13 protein-coding genes are annotated in these 21,439 nt (G+C 70.2%); 4 read left to right on the forward strand and 9 right to left on the reverse strand.

Annotated elements, in window-relative coordinates; genetic code table 11:
• Window positions 1-174: 174 nt before the first annotated feature.
• Both OG293_RS01675 and OG293_RS01680 read right to left on the reverse strand, forming a co-directional pair.
• Complete coding sequence (locus OG293_RS01675) at window positions 175-1,014, reverse strand: alpha/beta fold hydrolase (protein WP_405996933.1); 840 nt, start codon at window positions 1,012-1,014, stop codon at window positions 175-177.
• A gap of 158 nt (window positions 1,015-1,172) precedes the next feature.
• Complete coding sequence (locus OG293_RS01680; protein WP_405996934.1) at window positions 1,173-2,519, reverse strand: sensor histidine kinase; 1,347 nt, start codon at window positions 2,517-2,519, stop codon at window positions 1,173-1,175.
• 787 nt (window positions 2,520-3,306) lie between these two features.
• Between OG293_RS01680 and OG293_RS01685 the strand changes: the two genes are divergently transcribed.
• Window positions 3,307-6,096, forward strand: a complete 2,790-nt coding sequence (locus tag OG293_RS01685; RefSeq protein ID WP_405996935.1) for an AAA family ATPase — start codon at window positions 3,307-3,309, stop codon at window positions 6,094-6,096.
• A 516-nt stretch (window positions 6,097-6,612) separates the two neighbouring features.
• Complete coding sequence (locus OG293_RS01690; protein ID WP_405996936.1) at window positions 6,613-9,372, forward strand: AAA family ATPase; 2,760 nt, start codon at window positions 6,613-6,615, stop codon at window positions 9,370-9,372.
• Window positions 9,373-9,580: 208 nt separating this feature from the next.
• Here OG293_RS01690 and OG293_RS01695 read toward each other — a convergent pair whose 3' ends face one another.
• The 3 genes from OG293_RS01695 to OG293_RS01705 form a co-directional block, all read right to left on the reverse strand.
• Window positions 9,581-10,444 (reverse strand): SGNH/GDSL hydrolase family protein, encoded by an 864-nt coding sequence (locus OG293_RS01695; protein WP_405996937.1) that lies wholly within the window; start codon window positions 10,442-10,444, stop codon window positions 9,581-9,583.
• An 892-nt stretch (window positions 10,445-11,336) separates the two neighbouring features.
• Window positions 11,337-12,002 (reverse strand): response regulator, encoded by a 666-nt coding sequence (locus tag OG293_RS01700; protein ID WP_405996938.1) that lies wholly within the window; start codon window positions 12,000-12,002, stop codon window positions 11,337-11,339.
• Window positions 12,003-12,414: 412 nt separating this feature from the next.
• Window positions 12,415-13,608: a damage-control phosphatase ARMT1 family protein gene (locus OG293_RS01705; protein WP_405996939.1), complete on the reverse strand. Its 1,194-nt coding sequence runs from the start codon at window positions 13,606-13,608 to the stop codon at window positions 12,415-12,417.
• Window positions 13,609-13,761: 153 nt separating this feature from the next.
• Between OG293_RS01705 and OG293_RS01710 the strand changes: the two genes are divergently transcribed.
• Window positions 13,762-15,270, forward strand: a complete 1,509-nt coding sequence (locus OG293_RS01710) for a glutamate synthase subunit beta (protein ID WP_405996940.1) — start codon at window positions 13,762-13,764, stop codon at window positions 15,268-15,270.
• Between the two features lie 507 nt (window positions 15,271-15,777).
• On the forward strand, window positions 15,778-15,969 hold the full coding sequence (locus tag OG293_RS01715; protein ID WP_405996941.1) for a DUF6381 family protein: 192 nt from the start codon (window positions 15,778-15,780) through the stop codon (window positions 15,967-15,969).
• A gap of 185 nt (window positions 15,970-16,154) precedes the next feature.
• On the opposite strand, the gene OG293_RS01720 is transcribed toward OG293_RS01715, so the two are convergent.
• The 4 genes from OG293_RS01720 to OG293_RS01735 form a co-directional block, all read right to left on the reverse strand.
• On the reverse strand, window positions 16,155-17,261 hold the full coding sequence (locus tag OG293_RS01720) for a ring-opening amidohydrolase (RefSeq protein WP_405996942.1): 1,107 nt from the start codon (window positions 17,259-17,261) through the stop codon (window positions 16,155-16,157).
• 75 nt (window positions 17,262-17,336) lie between these two features.
• Window positions 17,337-18,299: a carbamate kinase gene (locus OG293_RS01725; protein WP_405996943.1), complete on the reverse strand. Its 963-nt coding sequence runs from the start codon at window positions 18,297-18,299 to the stop codon at window positions 17,337-17,339.
• Window positions 18,300-18,413: 114 nt separating this feature from the next.
• Window positions 18,414-20,039: a carboxyl transferase domain-containing protein gene (locus OG293_RS01730; protein ID WP_405996944.1), complete on the reverse strand. Its 1,626-nt coding sequence runs from the start codon at window positions 20,037-20,039 to the stop codon at window positions 18,414-18,416.
• Window positions 20,036-21,367, reverse strand: a complete 1,332-nt coding sequence (locus OG293_RS01735; protein WP_405996945.1) for a CaiB/BaiF CoA transferase family protein — start codon at window positions 21,365-21,367, stop codon at window positions 20,036-20,038. The genes OG293_RS01730 and OG293_RS01735 overlap by 4 nt, the downstream gene beginning before the upstream one ends.
• Window positions 21,368-21,439 lie beyond the last annotated feature (72 nt).

Raw genomic sequence — 21,439 nt, forward strand, 5'->3', positions numbered from 1 at the left:
GGCCCGGCTCACCCGCGCCCCCATGGCGGATGATCCGGCCCGGGCGGTCAGCCCATCCGGCTCCACAACCCAGCGTCCGCCCCGTGCCTGCGCTGCTACTGCTTCACTCAGGGAACACCTGCCGCCTGTGAAGCACCGGGAGGCCCTTCGTAACCCGAAGGGCCTCCCGGTGCTTCACAGGCGGCTGTCGAGGAAGTCCCGCAGATGGGCGGTGAGGACGGCGGGCTGGTCTTCGGGGATGAGGGTGTAACTGTCCGCGATCTCGACGAGTCTGGCCTGCGGCAGTAGGTCGGCCAGGCGGCGGCCATGGGACGGGGGCATCACCCGGTCCTCGGCGGCCCAGGCGACAAGGGCGGGGCGATCGAAGGTGCGAAGCGCCTCGGACCATGCGAGCAACTCGGCCTTCGGCGGGGTGCTGAGGACGTATTTGCGCAGGTCTCGGCGCACCTCGGCGGAGCTGACGACGGGCCGGAACCAAGCGTCCATGATTTCGGGCGGCACCGGCCGTTTGGTCATCCAGCCCCAGGTCACCGGGAGTCGGCGCATGGGCCTGAGACGGAGCAGGTTGAAGGCCATGGCCAGGCCGCCGGGCAGCCTGGCGGAGGCGACCAGGTTGCTGCCGGGCAGGCCGGGCGGGTAGTTGTCGAAGGCCTCGCAGGAGGTGACGACGAGCCCGCCGATGCGGTCCGTGCGGCCGTCGGCGACAAGGCTCTGCGCACCGCCCCAGTCATTGAGCACCAGCGTGACATCGCGCAGGTCAAGCCGTTCGAGGAACTCGTCCACCAGCCGGGCGACGCCAAGGATCGACAGGTCGGCGTCCGGGTGCATCGGCCGACGGTGGCCGCCGAGCGGGAGCGTGGGGACGACACAGCGGAAGCCGTCCCGGAGCCCTGCGACGACGTGGCGCCAGAGTGAACCGTCCATGGCGACGCCGTGCAGCAGGACGACCACGGGGCCGTCACCACCGGTGTCCTGGTAGTCGATGGTTCCCGCCGAGAGTTCCAGCTCGGGCATGAAGGCCCCCTCTTACCGTCGTGACGGTGCACCCGGCCGTGCCAAACGCGTGATGCTGGGGTGCTGAGCGAGGCTCAGCACCCCAGCACCGTAACGCACCTGACTATGACCGGCTCTGCCGTCACGGCGGTGGCGGCCTCGGAGGCGTAGTCCTCACCTCACTGCTGCTGTCCCAAGGTGCCCTGACCGCTCGTGTCCAGCTCATTCACTCGCCGTGGGCCGGTCCACCTGTGGCGCGCGGCCGAGTGCCGTCGTCTGAGCGGGATCTGAGGCATCAAGGCGGGCCGGTCCGGCACTTGAGAGCCTCCCGGCGCCTGTGGCCGGTCCGCGGTGAGCGGGATGGTCGCCTGCACCTGGAACTCTCCCTTCTCGGTGGCCCCGGCGGTCACTGCTCCCCCCAGACTCGCCACCCGCTCGTTCATGCCGACCAGCCCGAGCCCCAGGCCCTCGCGGTCTCCGTCGCCGTGCCTCATCGCCGAAGACAGGACGGGATTGCTCACGACGAGCGTGAGGGCCTCGGGGCCAGTCGTCACCCTGACGGTGACAGTGGCTCCTGGCGCGTGCCGGGCCGCATTTGACAGTGCCTCTTGCGCGATGCGGTAGACCGCGCTTCTGACGGGCAGGGCACACTCCCCGAGCGCGCCGTCCACGGTCCACGTCACCGGCATCCCCGCCTCCTCGGCGCTGCTCAGCAGCTCGGCGACGTCAGGGTCGAAGGATCCTTCCCCGGCTCGGGTCAGTGCCGTCTTGTGCTCCGGGCCGCCGACACGCAGGACGAAGAGCAGGTCGCGCAGTTCCTGCATCGCCCTGCGGCCCAGATCGGAGATCACATGGGCGCTGTCCCCGGTCGTTGACTTCCGGCCGGCTGTCAGTTCCAGCGCACCCGCCCGAAGGACGATCAGTCCCACGTAGTGCGTGACGGAGTCGTGCATGTCCCTTGCGATGCGTGCACGCTCGGTCAGCACGGCGTTCTGGGACACCAGTTCCTGCTCTCGCTCCAGTTGCCCGGTCAGAGCGCGGAGGTTGTCGATCTGCTGCCGGTGCACTCGGACGGTGACGGCCACCAGAAGGGGAACGACGGCAAAGGGCATCATCTGCCGTATGACGACGTCCTCAAAACCTCGGATCACCAACATCGGCGTACTGATCGGATATTCCCACTCAATATGCAAGAAATTAATCATGGCCGACGTGCACATTCCCGTGGCAGCCGCCGCCGCCCACACGTAGCGGCGCTGGGCGGCGAGAGTGTAGAAGAGGATCGGAAGACACAGGACGGACCCGGTGACGAACACCGCGGTCACGGCGGTGACCGCCAGCACCTGCGGCCATCGGCGCCGTATCAGCAGGGACAGCCCCGCCGCGACGTCGGCCGCGATCCAGGAGACGAAAGACCAGTCGATCGACCCTGGCGTGAGTGGGGAGTACTCGGGCGTTGCATCGGTGGGAATGACCACGAAATAGATCAGGAGCGCGTAGCTCACCGCCACGGACGACAGCACCACATCAGAGAGTCTGATTTTCGCGCGGGATCTCTCCCTCCGTCGTCGCGCCCTCGGCGGGGACGGCTTCTCGTCGTTGCCCATGCGGCCTCCCTTGCGTCCACCCATGGCGCCGCGACTCTTGGGGCTCCTTCCCTGTGGTGCCGCTCGGGGCCACACAGTGGCCCAACGACTCGTGGGAGGGCGGTCCCTGGCGGCGACGAGCCGCCCTCGTACTCGGTCCTGCGGGAAGGGCGGAGGCAGATCGGCCCCCGCACAGCCCTGTGTCCACCGCCGACAGCCGTGCGCCGGCCGCCCCGTGGAGATGCGGTCGGCGAGTCGGCGGTTGCGTCCTCGTGCGGCACCACCACTGGCGGTGCGCCCGAGTGCTGCGGCGCCGGTCTCGCCCAGGGGGGCGCAGGAACACAGGTGTCGACGGAACTTGCACGGCCGTCCGGTCCGTCGATTCTGTCGGCGGACCGGACATCACGGCTGCGCCGAATCGATCAGCCGTGAACAGCGAACGCTCGTGGAGCCGCTGGATCAACCGCGGTGCTTGTCCGCGGCCACCGTAATCTCACCATCCCCCGAGATCCAGAGAAACCCTTGGGGTACCGAAAAAACGAAATGTTTCGGTACCGAAACCGCCCTTCCCCGGGTGGACACCGCCCGCCTCACCCATGGGTATATGAAATGGTGGAGAACCCCCTGGTCGCGGGCGGTGCAACTTCGCGCAGAGCAGCAGATCGAGGAGGCCTCGTATCGTGGTACCGGCAATGCCGCCGAACCCTGACTGCCATAATGAGCGCCCATGTTGACAGGACGTGAGAAAGAACTGTCGGTCCTGACCGAGTTGACCTCTTCGAGTACCTCCGGATCGCACCTCTTGATACGCGGTGAGAGAGGCCTGGGAAAAAGTGAGCTCCTGCGGGCTTTCACCTCACAGGCGACCGCTCGAGGATGGCACGTACTGACGGCCGCCGCCGATTCCTTTGGGAATGCGGATTCCGGCTCCGCCCGGCCTGCGGCAAGTGCCGTCAGCGAGAACGGCGTCGTCGGGGTGACGGATCGGCACCCCGCAGCCGGAGCAGCGCCGAGTGCGACCGGCGCCGGATTCGAGGAGCTGGTGCGGACCGCCGAGAGCGTCCTGTCGGGTCAGGCATCACCAGTAGCGCTGGCGTTGGACGACATCCATCGTGCGGACGACGCTGCGCTGCGCGGGCTCGGCCGACTCCTGCGCCGGCTCCAACGCCGGCCTCTTGTCGTGGTGGCGACGCTGACACCCTGCCTCGGCAGACTCGCCGTCGGTGACCTCCTGCCGTGCTTCGAGCACCAGTTGACCCTGGCCCCCCTCACACTGGACGACGTGCGGGCCGTCGCCCAGGAAGTGTCGGGAGGGGATCCGGCACCCGCCTTCGTCCGGGCCTGCCGGGCGGCCACGGGAGGCATACCGTCCGTCGTGCAGGAACTCCTCAGGGCCCTGCGGGCGTCCGGGACCAGTCCCGACGAAACGGCCGCTGCGCAGATCCTGCGCCATGTGCCCCGCTCCGTCGGGCGGGGGGTGATGGCGGAGGCCACCTCCTGCGGAGCGGACGTCGCCCGCACGGCGGTCGCGATGGCGGTCCTGGCGGCCAACTCCTCCCCCGCCCTTCTCTCACATGTGACCGGCCTCCGCGAGACCGCCGTGGAGGACGCCGTCCACACGCTTGTCGGAGCCGGCATCGTGCTCGAGTCTCCGAACGGCCCACGATTTCCCGCAGCGGCGGTGACCGCGGCCGTGGCGAACGAGGTTCCGCCCAGCGTCCGCAGAGACCTGCACAGCCGTGCCGCGCGTTTCCTGCTCGACACGGGCGCCTCCTGGGACGCACTCACGCCCCATCTCCTGCAGTGCCGGGGAGGCAGCGAATGGATCGTGGACGCCCTGCTGCGGACAGCCGAAGCAGCGACGGAACACGACAGCGACAGCGCCGTCGCCTGCCTGCGGCGTGCACTCCATGAACCTCTGCAGGACGATGTACGCGCCTCGGTCCTCGTATCCCTGGGCGAGGCCGAGCTCAACCGGTGCGCCCGTACGGCGGTCAACAGCCTGCGCAGCGGCCTCCAGTTGGATCTGCCCCCCGACGCGCAGGGGCGCGCGGCCCGCTGCCTCGCCGGCGCTCTCTTCGCACTCGACCGGTACCAGGAAGGCGCCGAGGTACTCCAGGACGCCGCGCGCGCACTCTGGCAGGTCCATCCGGCGCAGGCACTGCGCACCGAGGTCGATCTGGTCTACGCCCAGATCACGTTCGGTTCACCGGGGCCCTCGGTGATGCACCGGCTCCGGCAACTCACCGCATCCGACACCGCGGGGACCGAAACCGCCCCATCGCTCGCAGCCCTCCTTGCCCTGCGGGAGATCATGGGCGGGGGAACATCCCGCCAGGCCCTCGCTCATGCCCGGCACGCCCTGGCGCAGGGGGTGCTGCCCGAAGACGACGGGGCGTTCGTCTCCGGTGGCGCCGTGCTGGCCATGGCAGCGGCCGGACGGCCGGAGCTGGCGCTGTCCTGCCTCGACTCCAGCCGGGAAAGGCTGCGCAGGAGCGGATCAAAGCTGGCACACGGACATGTGCACACGCTGCGCGCCGCCGTGCACCACCGCCTCGGGAACATCGGCGAGTGCCTCGGGGACGCCCGGTCGGCGGTCGAGGCGCTGCGAGGAGCCGGCGCCGGCACGAGGTCGAACCACAGCGTGGCCCTCTGGGCGGACGCCCTCGTCGATCAGGGCGAACCCCAGCGGGCGGCGGAGGTCCTTGAGCTGCACGGACTGTCGGGCCGGCTTTCCCAGCGCTGGGCCGACGACTTCACGGCATTTGCGCGGGGGCGGGTGAGACTCGCCCTGGGGCAGCTCCGCCCGGCGCTCGCCGACTTCCTCGACTGTGGTGAACGGGCCTGCGCGCGGGGGCTGGGCAGTCCGGCCGTATTGCCGTGGCGCTCGGAGGCGGCGCTGGTGCACTCCCGGCTCGGCGAGGTGCGGCAGGCCGATGAGCTGATCGACGAGGAGCTGGAACTGGCACACGCCTGGGGTGTCCCGGAGACCATCGGCTCGGCCTTGCGCGCGGCAGGGGTGATCACCGGCGGCACGGCGGGTATCGATCTGCTCGGTCGAGCGGTGGCGGCGCTGGAGGCAACCGCATCCCGCGCCGCGTACGCGCGGGCTCTCCTCGACCTCGGGGCACTGGTGTGGCGGCAGGGTGACCCCGGGCGGGCGCACCCGCATCTGCAGCAGGCCCTCGCCGTCGCGCAGCACTGCGGCGCCGCGGTCGTCGCCGAGCGAGCCCGGGACGAGCTGCGGCTCAGTGGATTCCGGCCGGGACCCGAGGCTCTGCGGGGGGCCGCAGCGCTGTCGAAGGCGGAGGGACGGGTGGCCCGTATGGCGGCCGAGGGAATGACGAACAAGGCCATCGCCGCGGAGCTGTTCGTGGAACTGAGGACCGTGGAAATGCATCTCAGCCGGAGCTACCGAAAGTTGGGCATCACGGGCCGGGCATGTCTGGCGGACGCCCTGGCCCAGACGCACGGCAGCGCCGCCGTGCCCGGCGACGGAAGCGGGCCGGCATCGTGAGTCGTGCGGAGTCACACGGTCCCCTCGGCGACGTGCCACCCGCCTGCCCCGCGGCCACCCGGCATGTGCGGGCCGGCGACTCCAAGAGCGGTGCCGGTGCCGTTCGGAGCTGCTTGTCGGTCGCGGTGACGCGGGCCGCCCCGCGGTACCGAAGAGTTCGAATCTTGCGGTACCGGCACACGGTGTGCAGGAGCTTGGGCTGCATACCGTTGGCGGGGCCCTGCCGACCTGGCCGTGGCGGGCAGCGTCGCCCCTCGCAGGCCGGCGTCACCACACGTCGCATATGCGCACGGCCCTTCGCGCACACTGAGGCACGTCGCATATGCGCACGGCCCTTCGCGCACACTGAGGCACGTCGCATATGCGCACGCCCCTTCGCACACACTGAGGAAGGACGAACGACGTGGCCATGAAGCCATCAACACCGTGCGCACGCGTCGGCGCACACCGGCTCGTCGCCCTCGTGCCCGAGCTTGCCGGCACCGGCCCGCAGCCCCTCGGTCCGGTGAGCGCCCCGTGATTCCGCCACTGCTCGGACGCGAGCGAGACCGTGATGAACTGCATCGACTGCTCACCGGGCCCGACAGTGTCTTCGTACTGCTGGGTGGCGCCCTGGGCAGCGGGAAGACCAGTCTGCTGACCGATGTCTGTCAACAGGCCCGCCAGGCGGGTTCCGTCGTCCTCTCCGCCTCCTGCGACCCGGACGACCGCGCTGCCGACGGAGCCCTGGCCCAGCAGCTCTGCCACCCCCACCAAGACGTCTCCTGCGCCCACGGGGTCGACGAGATCATCGGTCTGCTCTCGCCCCCCGGACAACCGGACAGCGACAGCGAGCCATCCGGCTCCCGCGGCACGCGGCGCCTGGTCGTCCTGATCGACGACCTCCAGTGGGCGGACGCCGCGTCGTTGAAGCTACTGCTCCACCTCATGCGGGCCGTGGAAGGTCTGCCGGTCACCGTGATCGCCTCGCTGGGCCCGGGAGACGCCGTCGACGAACCCGCCCTCGGCGCGGTGCTCCAGCTCTTCCACCACCAGCCACAGCTGTCACCACTCGACGCGGCCGTGGTGCGACGCCATGTGGCGTCCATGACCGGGCTGCCGGAGGATGCCCCCTTCACGCACGCCTGCTCGGCCGCCATCGGGGGGAACCACTCCCTGTTCCGCGCCGCGCTGGGTGCCCTGGAAGACCATCGGGTCCGTGGTCCCGGTGACTTCTCCCCGAGCCAGGCGCTGAACTCGGTCCTTCCCGACGCCGCCCTGGCCGCGCGTGCCGTCCTGCGCAGGACGGCTCCCGAAGCCGAGCGGGTCGCAACCGTCCTGGCGATACTGGGAGGCGCCCAGGCCGTGGAGCTGATCGCCGGCGCCGCCGCCATGGACGTGCACCTCGTGGAGGACACAGTGCACCTCCTGGCACGGACCGAACTGATCGAGCACGCGGACGGAGGTGTGCATCTGACACCCCCGTTGCTCGGCACCGCCCTGGCCCAGAGCGTCCCCGTCAGTGTCCGCAAGGACTGCAACGCGCGTGCCGCTCAACTGCTGCACTCCTGGGGGGCTCCCGCCGAGCGGGTGGCACGGTATCTCGTGGACGGTCCGCTGGGCATCCCATCCGCTCCGGACGTCCTGTGCCGGGCCGCGGACATGGCGCTCGAGCGATGCGCACCCGACGAGGCGCTGGTCTATCTGCACCGGGCCATGCGGGAGGGGCTCGACGAACGCATGCGGGGCGAGATCCTCCGGCGGATCGCGACGGCAGAACCCGCCAGCTCACGTGGTCCGGGTGCCGTGAAGGAACTGCGCGTAAGCCTCCGGCGCGCCGCGACTGCCCAGGAGCAGACCGCGGCCGCGCGCCGCCTCGCGAGCGCACTGTTCGTCTCCGACCGCCACGCGGAGGCCCTGGAGGTGTTGCAGCAGACCGTCGAGCGGATACGTCCGCACGCCCCCTCGTCCGCTCTCCGCCTTGAGATCGACCATCTGCTCGCCGGCCTCGGAGAAGCCGCGTCGGCAGTCCGGACACGTCCACGTCTGCTGGACCTCTCGATGGCGGAAGCAACCGAGCTGTCGTCGCACAGGCCGCTGGCGGCGCTGCTGAGTTTCCGCGGGGCAGTGCTCGGGGACTCGGCCTCGGACGTCGTCGAGCGGGCACGCCGGGCATTGAGCCGGGGCATGGCGCCAACGGACGAGGAGTGCGTGCTTTACGCTTGCGCCGCCCTGGCACTGGGCGCGGCGGGAAGGCCCGACCTCACCCGCGAGTACGCCTCCAGCGCCGTGACGGAGACGCGGGCCCGAAAGTCCCCGCTGTCCCACGCCGGTGCCCTCGCGGTCCGTGCCCACGCACATGGCATGCTCGGCCGGCTTCATGACGCCGAGGCGGACGCGCAAGCCGCACTGGTGGCGCTCCAGGACGCCGGTACCGCCGACGCCGCCGAAAGCGAGCATCGCAGAGCCTTTGCGGTGGCGACGCTCACGGAGTCCCTCATCCGTCAGGGCAGGGAGCAGGAAGCCGAGGCCTTGCTGCACAACAGCGGCCTGAGCGGCTCCCTGGGCACGCACATGATCTACGACTATCCACTGCTCGTCCGCGGCCGTCTGCACGCGGCGCGAGGAAGACCCGGCGAAGCCCTTGCCGACATGCTGCGGTGCGGTGAGCGGCTGGCCTCCCGTGACATGACCGTTCCCGGGCTGTATCCCTGGCGGTCGGAGGCCGCACTGATGCATCTGCGTCTGGGAGACCGCGAGCAGGCCGCCGTACTCGCCGGTGACGAGCTGACGCTGGCGCGGGCGTGGGCCGTTCCGGAGACGATCGCGGTCGCACTGCGTGCCCGGGGCCTGGTCACCGGCGAGCGGGAAGGAATGGAGATGCTCACGGAGGCCGCCGCGCTGCTCGACGCCACATCGGCACGTTTCCAGTACGCACAGACGCAGGCGGATCGCGGAGTGCTGGCGGTTCGTTGCGGGCTGACGACGGACGGCCGCGCGGCACTCCAGGAGGCCGTCAGCGCGGCACACGAGTGCGGCGCCCCACCCGTTGCCGAGCAGGCCCTGGCCGGGCTGCGTGCCCTCGGCGACCGGCCGCGCACGCCGACCTTCCGCGGGCGGGACGCACTCACTCCCGCCCAGCGCCGGGTCGCGGAACTCGCTTGCCAAGGAATGTCGAACGGCGAGATAGCGCAGCAGCTCTTCGTCGGCCTGCGCACGGTGGAGATGCATCTGACGGTGGTCTACATGAAGTTGGGTGTGCGGGGCCGTCACGGTCTCGCGGAAGCGCTGCGCTGAAGGTCCCCCCACCGACTGTGCCCCAGCAACCTGTGAAGGGCGACGGCTTCCCACGGTTCCCACTTTCGGCGGGAGGGCCGAAGGACGTCCCACGGGCCGGACGGAAGTCGTGTCCCCCGCGTCCCGTCCTCGACACCAACAGCGCGGCTGGGAGCGCCGATGTGGTGGCGCTCCCAGCCGGGTGGTTCACGGCACGCGATGTGCGCGCCTACATCTGGGTGCGGGACCGGGGGTTCTTCCCCCCGGGCGGGCAAGCGGCGAGAGCCTTGTTCACGGCGTCGGCCATGGCCGCCTCGCCGCGAGCGTTCGGGTGCGCCGGTGCGGCCGGTGTCTCCGGGGCGAGGTTCTCGATCCAGCGGTCTTCGGCGGGCCGGCACATGTCGTGACCGATCGTCGGCGTGTAGGTGTCGATGTACGCCGCCCCGCCGGTCCTCGCCCGCTGCGCCAGCATGGTGTTGAGCGCTTTGTCCGTGTCGCGCAGATAGGCGAAGTCGCCCGCGGAGAAGGGGGCGCTGCGGCTCGTGCAGCCCACGCCGCTGTCCGGGAAGATCGAAGGGTAGCCGACGACGAGCACCTTGGCCTTCGGGGAACGACGGTGGATGGTGTTGATGACCTCGGAGATCTTCGGAGCGGTTTCGGCGACACCCTGCAGGAGACGGTCGCTGCCGCCCGCGGTGAAGTGGCTTCGGCAAGGCGCTCCCTGGGGGTCGCTCTTGCTCAACTCGGCGCAGGTCTTCAGGACGGTGGAGAAGGGGACTCCGTCGTTCCCGCCGATACTGACCGTGACCAGATCCGTGTCGGGACGCAGCGCGGCGTACTGGGCCTGCGCTCCGTGTTGGCCGGCGGCCAGGTCTGCGGTGGTCGCCCCGGAGCACGTCACATCGGTGAGCCGTGCCTTCCACCTCTCCGCGACGAGCGAGGGGTAGTTGCGGCTGGAGCGCGCGCACTCGGTGTCGACCTGGTCAGGAACTCCGGGTGCGGCGGCGTACGAGTCGCCCAGAGCAACGTAGTCAAGGTCTCCGCCCTGTTCCTTCGGCGCGCTCGCCTCGGCGGGCTGTCCTGCGATCAGCATGCAGGTGAGGACAGCGGTACCGAGAGCAAGCACATTTCGGAACGTGGGTGCATGACGGGTCATTCAGGATCCTGCTTCGGTGATGCGCGCTCTCTCGCGGAGCAGCGTCGAGTGGACGTAAAACAGGTACGGCCGTTCCGCGGGCCGTGCCGCCGGCAACTGCTCCGGAAAGCACCGGGCGTGAACCTCACAGATACGATGAGGAACCTGGAACACGGCGCTGACGACCCGGTGGGCGACCAGAAGGCTCAGCAGAGCCAGAAACGACAGTGCGGCCAGAGCAACCCTGGTGGGGCCATGTGTTTCACGCCGCGTAGGGCACGACGGCACCGAGGTCGGCTTGCCCGGTTCCCCACTCATTGCTCTCCTTTCGGGACGCTGAGGCGCCCACCACCTCGATCGGTTCAACCTGCCGGGACTCACCGCTGAGTTCACGGTCCTGGGTCCAGGACATGAGGACTGCCGCCGATGCGACGACGCACGGTGCGTTGCACAGGGACCAGCCGCACTCGCACAGGGAGTCGTCCCAGGGCGGCGCAGGACTTTCCAATGTGGGGAACGGCCATGTGAACGGCCTGACTCGCGGTGTGGACACAGGCTCTCCCGGAGGTTCAGGAAGGCACGGAAGCGAGGGAAGTCACTTCTCCCCAGCAACTGACGCCTTCCGGGCCGACCGCGGAACTGCGGACGACTCCGAGTAAAGCCACAACGAAAGACTGCGGTATCCACCCGAGGGACGAGGCAGTCGGAACGAACGTTACGCCCACGCCGAAGCCCGCGTCCCTGCCCGTCCATGGCCCGAGAAGTGCACGTGAGGAGCCGTATCGAGGAGTTGACCGAAGGTGCTCGCGCTCCCGAGGGCGAGAAGATCCTCACTCGCCCAGGGTGTCGCTCAGAGGGGCTCGTACCCGGCAGGCGCCTCAAGTCCCGCCGAGTGGGCCAAGATCGCGGCCTGTACGCGGTTGGCACAGTCCAACCGCCGCAGGATACGGCTGACATGGACCTTGATCTGAGACTCGCTGAGCTGGACGTGAGCACCGATCTCTGCGTTGGAGAGACCTTGAGCGAGCAGGTACAGGATCGTGAGGTGTTCCTCCGGCAGGGTCTTGAGCCGCTCCTGTGTGCTCGAGACCGGCTGCGGCACGGCGAAGTGCTGCATCAGCCTCCGTGTCATGGAGGGGGAGATGATCGCCTCGCCTCGCGCCACCACCTTGATCGCCTCGATGAGCTCGAGCGGCATGACGTCCTTCAGGAGGAAGCCGTCGACACCTGCTCTCAGCGCGGAATAGAGATACCCGTCGACCGCAAACGACGTGAGAACGACGATGTGCGGCGGGCTCGGGAGGCGGCGAAGGGCCAGCGCCGCGGACAGCCCGTCCATGTTGGGCATCTCCACATCGGTGAGAACGACGTCGGGCTGGTAGGACTGCACCGCGGCGAGCACCTCGGACCCGTCGGTCACCTCGCCGACGACGGTGATCTCATCGTCCGTCTCCAATATCAGGCGCAGGCTCTCCCTGGTCAGCTGTTCGTCGTCGGCGATGAGAACCCTGATCATATCTGTCTGTCACCCTCAACAACGTTGCAGAGACCTGCATACCGAACTCGGCGATCGGTCGTCCGACTCGGCGTCGACGGGCGGGGAGCCCCTGAGAGCGGTCGGCACGATCTTCACACGCACACTCCCCGCATCCGGGCACTGTTGTCAACGGGCAACGGCCTCGTCGTCCGAGGCCGGCATCCACGATCCGGGGCACACCGGGCGGTGGCCGTGAACGCTGGTTCTGACAGGTGCCGGCACGTGGGCCGGATCGCCGCCACCCGTCACCAGACGAGGCGTCCGCAGAAGCGACACTTCCGTTGGACGACGCCACAGCGACGACGATCCTGCGGGCGCGGGCGCCGGAACCTGGTGCGCCGCGTGTGGTTTGTTCCGCGGCCCGGATGTCTTCGGGCGGTGCGTTGGCAGGTCATGCCCTGACTTGGACGAGCGCATGTGTGCCACTGGTCCGCCAAGCGCTTCCCGTCGCTTCCAGCTCCGTCACGACATGCGGGTCAAGGCCGGTGACGACATCGGACTTCAACGTCCTCAGTGCGGCGACGGGGCCGGGGAAATACGCGGTGACCGTCGCGAAGGGGGTGGTGGCCGGCCAGTGACGGTCGCCGACGAGTCGGCGGTAGTTGAGGTCGCCTTTCATGACGGTCACGGCGGCCGAGGCGAAGTCCTCCCGGAGGTCGACCGGCATGTGCTGGTACGGCAACGGGGCCCACGCGAAGGGATGGGCGCGCAGAAGCAGCCGCCCGGCGGTCACTGCCTGACGCAGTCGCATGCCGATCTCCGACGCTCTGCCGGGCGCCGCGCACATGCGCGCCAGGCAGTCGACCACGTCCGAGGTGGTCGCGTCGGAGACGAAGTACGGATGCGGCTTGATGTGCAGGCTCACGGACGAGGCGCGTCCCGTGGTGAGCATATGGTCGACGAGAGCAAGATCGGGCAGCAACTCAGGTCCTGCGTTGTCGGCGACCAGGCACACCTTTCCCCCCGGCCGGTTGTCTTCCAGCAGCTTCCAGAAGGCCGCCGAGTCGTCTGCGACAAGGCCCGGCACACGCTCACCCATACCGGAAAGACCGGTCGACAGCTGAAATCCGAGGTCCGCCCTGTTCCCCCACAGTGAGGCGTGCAGCAACGCACTGTCCTGCCGCGATGCGGGAAGGCCGGGGAGGTCGTCGAGCGTGGCGAGCTCGGCATCGACGGCCGCGCCCATGAGCTCGGCGCGTTTGAAGGGTGAGAAGGGGTCGATGCCACGCCAGGCTCCGGGAGCGAAGTAGCCCAGTGCGGCCAGCAGCTTCCGGTAGAAGTAGCTCTCCGCCCAAAGGAACGGCACGTCTGCCCAGCGCCGCCCGATCTGTTCCTTGGTCCACCTTCGCCAGTCCGCCGCATCCGGTTCCATGTCGCCCAGAGCCTCGATGAGACCTCCTGCGGCGATCTCGCGCAGCAGGGCATCCAGGGCGCGCTGCTGTTCCGGCGGGTAGGCAGTCGCCTGGCGTACGCGCTCGATCAGCGCGGGGTGCCGGTCATGCAGTACGCCCCAGGCGAAGGAACCGACGACATTGCTGACAACGGTCGGCGCCTGGCCCCCGTCGGCCGACGTTGATCGCGACATTCTCGGCGGACTCCCTTCGGAGATCCTCGTACCTCAGCCCCACCGGCACCGCAGACTATCGGGTTGAGCCAACGGCTGGGGGAAAAGTAACAAAGCAGGCGTAGCCTGGTCAGATCCCCCTTTTGCGCCCCGAGTGAGTGATGGAGGCGGCGCATGACGGACCCGCACGGCTTCCTCAAGACGCCCCGTCGGCCCGTTCCGGCACGCCCCGTCGAGGAACGGCTCAGCGACTGGCACGAGGTGTACGCGGGGCAGGCGCTGCTTCCCCTCGTGTCCGAGCAGGCGGGGCGCTGTATGGACTGCGGCATACCCTTCTGCCACCACGGGTGCCCGCTGGGCAATCTCATTCCCGAGTGGAACGCGTACGCGCTCCATGGCGACTGGCGGGCCGCGGCCGAGCGGCTGCACGCGACGAACAACTTCCCCGAGTTCACCGGGCGCCTGTGCCCGGCACCTTGCGAGGACGCCTGTGTGCTGACCATCAATGCCGATCCGGTGACGATCAAGAACGTCGAGCAGGCCATCGCCGACCAGATCTGGGAGCACGGGTACGCGTCACCGCAACAGCCGGAGCGGCTCAGCGGTAAGTCCGTGGCCGTCATCGGCTCCGGACCGGCGGGACTGGCCGCGGCGCAGCAGCTCACCCGCACCGGCCACACCGTCGTCGTCTACGAGCGCGCCGACCGCATCGGAGGATTGCTGCGCTACGGCATCCCCGAGTTCAAGATGGAGAAACGGCACCTGGACCGCCGCCTCGATCAGATGCAGGCCGAGGGCACCAAGTTCCGAACAGGTGTCGACGTCGGCAGCGATCTTGACGCCCGCGAGCTCAGACGACGTCACGACGCGGTGGTCGTCGCCGTGGGAGCCACTGAACAACGGGAGCTCCCCGTCCCCGGCCGCCGGCTGTCCGGCATCCATCAAGCCATGGACTACCTGACCCTGGCCAACCGGGTGAGGGAGGGCGACTATGCCTCACCCCCCGTCACCGCCGAGGGCAAGCACGTGGTGATCATCGGTGGCGGCGACACCGGCTCGGACTGCCTGGGCACCACTCTGCGCCAGGGCGCGGCCTCCGCCCTCCAACTGGACATCAACCCGGAGCCGGGCGATGCCCGGCCGGACGCCGAGCCCTGGCCCACGTACCCCAAGGTCTACCGGATCTCCCATGCTCATGAAGAGGCCCGGGGTCGAAAGGGCACGGATCCAAGGGTCTTCTCCTCTGCCACCCTCCGCTTCGAAGGGAGCTCCACCGGCCATGTGCGTGCGCTGCACCTGACGGAAGTGGAACCCGAGGCCAGAAGGCCGCGCCCGGACACCGAGCGGATGATCCCGGCGGAGCTGGTCCTGCTCGCCCTGGGCTTCTCCGGCCCCGAACGGGACACGGGGCTGGTCCAGCAGCTCGGACTCACCCTGGACGGTAGCGGGAACTTCGCACGGGACGCCGCCTTCGCGGCCGAGACGATGGAGCGGACAGGCGGACCGGTCCGCCCCAGGGCTGATGGGGTCTTCGTCGCCGGTGACACCGGACGCGGTCAGTCCCTGGTGGTCTGGGCGATCGCGGAGGGACGGTCCGCAGCGGCGGCCACGGACCGGTACCTCACGGGATCCACCGTGCTCCCGGCCCCGGTGGCCGCCAAGGACCGGCCGCTGGCAGCGTGACGCCCCGGCCGTCACGTCGGCGCAAGACCGCAGGTTCGGATCTTGAGCCGCGCCGCCGCGAGTGGGCCTTGTACACAAGGCGTTTCGAACCCAGTGGGGGACGAGTCCGCAACGCGCCCTGGGGATATGTGCAACGCGCGACCGGGGTACAAGGGCAGGCTGCACCGGTAACTCACGTTGAAACTCAGCCCTGTTGGGTTCAGGTCAGCCGATCCCGACGGCTCATTCCAACGGCTCTTACATGAGTGACACACAATCTGCGGGGAACTGTGTCGCCGCTCCGGCGGAAATCGGCGCTCTGCCGTGGCCGGGACCACTCACACTCCCCGGCCTCACGGCCACCGATCAGGTCGGGCCAGGGCGGTGGGCGGGGTCCACGGCGGCATCCGCCCTCTGTCCGCCGCAAGCTCCATCGATAGCAGTGAGTGATCGTTCGACGTGCACGGGCGAGGGGGTGCTGTTTCGCTGGTGTAGCCCCACTCACCACCGTCACCCCGAGGAGTGAACATGAGTGCTGCAGGCGAGTCCGGCGGTCGTGCCCGGCAGATGCGCGCCAAGGCTCAGGAGATGGAACAGGCAGCAGAGCGTGCCACCGACCCCGAGGAGCGTCAGCGACTCAAGGACAAGGCCCGTCGGCTCAAGGAGCAGAGCGAGCAGGAGAGCGGCACGGCCGGCGGTGACATGAACCCCATGCTGTAGCGGCCGCGCACTGACACCGGCTGGTGGCCGACCTCGTCCGCTCCCGCGTTCGAGAGGCCACCAGCCGGCCACTCGTGTTTCCCGGCAGTCGGCCGCAGCCATACGGTTTTCTGCCTCACCTCGACCCGCTCCTCCTACGTGGTGGCCGATCGTCGCAGGTCCGGCCACCCCGTACGACGGCGGTTTCAGTCGACCGCGACCACAGCGGCGACCGGGCCGCCGCCGGAAGGGCCCTGGTGGACGGCGGCGACGGAGACGAACACCGCCGGGTCGCCGGTGACCGCCGCCGTCACCCCGCCCACCGCCGCCTTGATCTGCCGGTGCCAGTGCACGTCCGAGTCGTCGAGCATGATGTTGCGCCTGCCGCGCACGCTGCCGCCGGGGTCGGCCTCGCACTTGAGGAAGACGTTCACCAGCCTCCCACCGAGATCGTCCGGATGCGGTCGCTCCGGCAGGTCGAGGCCGGCCGAGCGGATGGCCGCCCAGATACCGTCCGCGTCGAGGGCGTCGTTCATCACGCTGTGGCCTGCCCGGAAACGTCCTCCCAGGCCGGTGATGTTGCCCACCACCACGATCTGCGCCCGGTCGAGCTCCACGCCCGAGGAGCAGGATGCAACCGACGAGTAGAGGGAAAGGTCCCGGTGGATCTGTTCCGCCGTCGGCATGTCGATCTCCCCGAGGGCAACCGCAATGCCCAGCGCGGTGGTCGAGTTGGAGACGTCCATGGACTTCAGTGTGTCCTCGGTCCATACGTCGTAGCCCCGGGACTTCGCCTCGTTGATCGTCTCCAGCACGAGCAGAGGTGTCTTGGTCTGGACGTAGTGCACGTCGGCGGGGTCGGTGATACCTGCCGCCTTCATCGCCTCCCGGACTCCCTCCGCCACCTTCTCGACCATGGCGGGCCGGCCGATGTCCTCGGGCAGGATGGCGTCGCTCATCGCCACACCGACGGTGAGCCGGGGCTCAGCGCACGGTGCGTAGCGGCCTTCGGGGGCGTGGGCGAACACGGTCGCATGGGGCGAGATCACGCCGTCGGTGCCTCCGGACCACACCAAGGGCACCTCGTCGACCTCTCCTGGCGATCTGCTGCCGCGGTCCACCAGGACCTCACGGAAAGCACGGTCGGCGAGGATCCGGGTGTAGTCGTTGACCCCGCCGTTGCCTTCCGTCTTGCCGATGACGGCGAGGACGTCGTCCGCGTGGACGACTCCTGCGTCGATGAGTTCGGCCAGCCCCGAGGCGTCCGTGACGCTTTCGATGGCGACCTTGTGGACCTCTATCGGTCTGGGCACCGGTTCCACCTCTTCATTCTCCAGGGTGTGCGCCCGCTGGAGGCGGGACGCCTACGGGGGTGTCACACCACCGGGTCAGCCACCAGGCGCGGAGCTGACCACCACCGTGCCGACGGAGCCGGTGACGGCCTCGGCGATCCGGTCGAGGGACGTGATGACGGCTCTTCCGCCGGCTTCGGCGAACCGGGTCGCCGCCTCCGCTTTGGGCCCCATGCTTCCCCCGGCGAACTGGCCGTCGGCGGCGTGGCGGCGCATCTCCTGTGGGGAGACCCGGCCGATCGGCCGCTGGCGGGGGGTGCCGAAGTCCAGAAGGGCGTACGGGACATCGGTCGCGATGACAAGGGTGTCGGCGCCGACGGCGGTGGCCAGCAGCGCCGCTGTCAGGTCCTTGTCCAGTACCGCTTCGACGCCGTGCTCGGTGCCGTCGGCGTCCCGGGCCACCGGTATGCCGCCGCCGCCCGCGGCCACGGTGACGAATCCGGCGGCCATCAGGGCTCGTACGGCTGCCGCGTCGAGCACGGCCAGCGGTTCGGGCGACGGGACGACCCGGCGCCACCCCGGCGCCCCGCGGTCCTCCCAGTGCTGCCCGAGCGCGACGAACCGCTGCGCCTCCGCACGGGGCAGATGGCGGCCGATCGGCTTGGTGGGCCTGCCGAACGCCGGATCGTCGCGGTCGACGAGGGTACGGGTCACCACCGCGGCGGCGGCGTCGGGCAGTCCGCGGCGCCGCAGGGCCTCCTCCAGGGCGCAGACGACGGTGAATCCGAGGGTGCCCTGGGTCTGCGCACCGCACCAGTCCAGCGGAACAGGGGGTACCACGTCGGCGGTCAGTTCGTTCTTCACCAGCAGGTTGCCCACCTGCGGGCCGTTGCCGTGGCTGACGAGCACCGTGTGTCCGGAGGCGACGACGTCCGCCACGCAGGCGGCCGCGATGGCCACCGCGTCGCGCTGCGCCTGAGGGGTCGCCGAACCGTCCGGGCCGGTCATGGCGTTGCCGCCGAGCGCGATCACCACGCGTCCTGGCCGGGTCTGCGTCATGCCGGGACTCCTTCCCTGAGCGGTGTGCGGGGCGCCGGTGCCTGGGAGGTCGGGCTGTTCGCGGGATGTTGGGCGGATGCCCCATCCCTCGGTCCGGGGGTGGGTGCGGTGACTCTATGGACGATTACTGAGGGAATCATGGGCATCTCCTGCCATCGGCCGCCGATGTTCTTGGCGGATCGTGCCGGGGCGGCGGTCGTCGAAGGTCCGCTCACCGCCGGGTGTGCGGTCAACTCGCGCGGTCCGTCGCGCGTCGGGCGGGCGGCCGGACAGGCCGCGCAGTTCGTCGGCGACGGCCCGGCCGGCCCGGCGGCAGAAGTCCTCGGCCTCCTCGGCCGCGTCGGGACGTTCGGCGACGATGCGGTCCACCACGCCTGTGTCCAGCAGGTCGACGGCACGCACCCCGAGTGCCTCGGCCATGGCGGGGGCATGGGCGGCGGAGCGGTGGACGATCGCCGAGGCCCCCTCGGGTGGGAGCGGTGCCAGCCAGGCGTACTGGGCGCAGAGCACCCGGTCGGCGGGCAGCAGGGCAAGAGCCCCGCCGCCGGCGCCCTGGCCGAGCAGCAGGGACAGGGTCGGGGTCCGCAGGGTGACCAGTTCGGTGAGGCAGCGTGCGATCGCGCCGGCCAGTCCGCCTTCCTCCGCCTCCCGGCTCAGTGCGGCGCCGGCGGTGTCGACGACGCTGACGAGCGGGAGCCGCAGCTCCGCCGCGAGCCGCATCCCGCGCCGCGCCACCCGGAGTGCGGCGGGCCCGAACGGCCCGCAGGAGTCCTGGCGGTCGCGGTCCTGTCCGAGGACCACGCACGGCGTGTCGCCGAATCTGGCCAGGGCGAGCAGCACCCGTGCGTCGGTCTCTCCCTCGCCGGTCCCGTGCAGGCGGACGACCTCGTGGGCGCCGTGGCGCAGCAGGGCGCGCACTCCGGGGCGTTCAGGGCGGCGGGAGCGACGCAGGGATTCCGAGGCAGGAGTGCGTCGCAGCGCGGTGAGGTCGGGCGGGGCTTCGGGGGCAGGCAGGGGCTCGGGGTCGGGACGCGCGGGGGTGTCCGGGCCGGGGCGTGGGGCGGCGAGGAGGGCCAGGACGCGGGCCGTGGTGTCCCGTAGCGCGGCCGGCTCGAGTACCGCGTCCACCAGGCCGTGCGCATGGAGGTTCTCGGCCCTCTGCACGTCGGGCGGGAGCGGCTCTTCGCACAGTGCTTCGTGGGCCCGGGGGCCCAGGAAACCGATGAGCGCGCCCGGTTCGGCCGCCGTGATCTGGCCGAGTGAGCCCCAGGAGGCGAGGGCGCCCCCGGCGGTCGGTCCGCGCAGATAGACGAGGTAGGCGAGTCCGGCGGCCCGGTGCGCGGCCACCACCGCGGTGATGCGCACCATCTGGACGAAGGCCGCCGTGCCCTCCTGCATGCGGGTGCCGCCGGAGGCGGGCGAGGCGAGGAGAGGCAGGCGGGCTGCGGTGGCCCGCTCGACGGCGGCCACCAGGCGGGCGGAGGCGGCGGCGCCGAAGCTGCCGCCGAGAAAGGCGAACTCGCAGGCGATGACCGCGACCCGGCGGCCGTGGACAAGGCCCTCCCCGGTCACCACGGCTTCGTCGGTGCCGGACCGGGCGGCGGCGCGGCGCAGCTGTCCGGCGTACGGCTCGTCGACTCCCGCGGGCAGGTGGGGCGGAGTGTCCCAGGAGATCCAGCTCCCCGGGTCCAGGACCTGTGCGAGGAGGGCGTGTGCGCCGGTGGGCTGGCGCCTGGTCATCGGTGCCGCACGGGCGAACAGGGGCGGCTGTGCGCGTCGTCGGCGGCGTGGGTGGTGGCGCGCGGGCGGCGTGCCCTGCCGTCGTCGTCGGCGCGGGCGACCTGCCCGGTGGGCCGTTCCTGGGCGACGGGATCGGCAGAGCGCGTGGCCTCGCCGGGGATGCCGGCCGGCTGGTCCTGCAGGTCGAGCCAGGCGAGCACCTCGTCTGTGTGGGCGCCGAGGACGGGCGGGGCGAGGTGGCTGTCGCGGACTCCCCCGTCGAAGCGGACGGCGGGGCCGGGCAGGGACACCCGCCCCAGGCTCGGGTGCTCCACCTCGATGACGAGTCCCTGCGAGCGGGTCTGTTCCCACTCGTAGACGCGGTCGAGGGTGCGGACCTCGCCGGCGGGGATGCCGGCTGCGCCGAGTTCGGCGAGCAGGTCGTCCACGTCACGGTGGGCGAAGGCGGCGTTGATGTGGTGGGCGAGTTCGTCGGCCCGGGCGACGCGGTCGGCGTTGACCGCGAACCGCGGGTCGTCGGGTGTCAGCCCGACCAGGGGGGCGAAGCGCTCCCACAACCCCTGGCTGCCGACCGCGACCTGGACGACGGCGTCGCGGCAGCGGTACGAGCCGTAGGGCTGCAGGGCGGGGTGCAGATTTCCCTGGGCCCGTCCCACCTGGCCGGCGACGGTGTAGTTGGTTCCCTGGAAGGCGTGGACGCCCACCACGGCGGCAAGCAGAGACGTGCGCACGACCTTGCCGAGGCCGGTGCGTTCGCGTTCGTGGAGGGCGGCGACCACACCGTATGCGCCGTACATGCCGGCCAGCAGGTCCGCGATGGGCACGCCGATACGGGTCGGGTGGTCGGGGTCCGGTCCGGTCAGGCTCATGAGGCCGGCCTCGCCCTGCGCGATCTGGTCGTAGCCGGGGCGTCCGCCTTCGGGGCCGTCGTGGCCGAATCCGGTGATCGACAGGGCGACCAACCGGGGGTTGAGCCGGTGGAGTTCTTCCATGGGGAAGCCGAGGCGGTCCAGGACCCCGGTGCGGAAGTTCTCCACGAGCACGTCGCAGCGGCGTACCAGACGGGACAGTGTCTGCCGGCCGTGGGGCGACTTGAGGTCGAGCACCACGGATTCCTTGTTGCGGTTGCAGGAGAGGAAGTATGTGGACTCCCGCGCGTCCTGCGGCCCGACGAACGGCGGTCCCCAGCCGCGCGTGTCGTCCCCGCCGTCGGGGTTTTCGACCTTGATGACGCGGGCACCCATGTCGCCGAGCATCATGGCCGCGTGCGGGCCGGCGAGGGCACGGGACAGATCCAGCACGACGAGGCCGGACAGCGGACCGTTCATACCGATCTCCTTGGTTCATGGGTGGAGCAGGGTGGGTGGGGAATCCCCGTGTGGCCCCTCGGGGGGAATTCG

The sequence above is a fragment of the Streptomyces sp. NBC_00829 genome (assembly GCF_045161795.1).
In the GTDB taxonomy this organism is placed as follows: Bacteria; Actinomycetota; Actinomycetes; order Streptomycetales; family Streptomycetaceae; genus Streptomyces.